The following is a 1214-nucleotide window of genomic DNA, read 5'->3' as shown; positions in this document are numbered from 1 at the left end:
GGAAAACTTATACAGCATCGGGAACTTACACCCAAAACAATAATGGATGCACTCCTGATCAGGAATTGAAACTGACTGTAGGTACTAAACCACAAACCATAACTACAACAGAAAACATCTGTTTTGGAGAATCTTTTGTTTGGGATGTTGATAGGAAAACTTATTCAGCATCAGGAACTTACACCCAAAACAATAATGGATGCACGGCTGATCAGGAATTAATTTTAACCGTTGGCGCAAAACCACAAACCATAACCACAACAAAAGACATCTGTTTTGGAGAATCTTTTGTATGGGATGTTGATAGGAAAACTTATTCAGCATCAGGAACTTACACCCAAAACAATAATGGATGCACGGCTGATCAGGAATTAATTTTAACCGTTGGCGCAAAACCACAAACCATAACCACAACAAAAGACATCTGTTTTGGAGAATCTTTTGTTTGGGATGCTGATGGAAAAACTTATACAGCTTCTGGAAATTATAAAATTGACAACAACGGATGCACGGCTGATCAAGAATTAATTTTAACTGTCGGTGCTAAACCGCAAACTATAAGCACAACAAAAGATATCTGTTTTGGAGAATCTTTTGTATGGGATATTGACGGGAAAACTTATTCAGCATCGGGAACATTCACCAAAGAAAATGACGGATGCACTGCTGATCAGGAATTGAAATTAACGGTTGGTGAAAAACCGCAAACCATAACTACAACGGAAAACATCTGTTTTGGAGAATCTTTTGTTTGGGATGTTGACGGGAAAACGTATTCAACATCTGGAACTTACACCCAAAACAATAATGGATGCACCGCTGATCAGGAATTAATTTTAACTGTCGGCGCTAAACCGCAAACTATAAGCACAACAAAAGACATCTGCTTCGGAGAATCTTTTGTATGGGATGTTGACGGGAAAACGTATTCAACATCTGGAACGTACACCCAAAACAATAATGGATGCACTCCTGATCAGGAATTGAAACTGACTGTAGGTACTAAACCGCAAACCGTAACTACAACGAAAAACATCTGTTTTGGAGAATCTTTTGTATGGGATGTTGATGGGAAAACTTATTCAGCATCGGGAACTTTCACAAAAGAAAATGATGGATGCACCGCTGATCAGGAATTAATTTTAACCGTTGGCGCAAAACCACAAACCATAACCACAACAGAAGACATCTGTTTTGGAGAATCTTTTGTATGG

General features: G+C 38.5%; 1 protein-coding gene. It reads left to right on the top strand.

Annotated elements, in window-relative coordinates; all coding sequences use genetic code 11:
• On the top strand, positions 1–1214 hold a 1214-nt coding region (locus tag AC1RRQ_RS23245; protein WP_493025454.1), incomplete at both ends, for a hypothetical protein.

It is taken from the genome of Flavobacterium sp. GW821-FHT12A05, from assembly GCF_058807735.1.
This window is presented reverse-complemented; position numbering and strand designations above follow the sequence as displayed.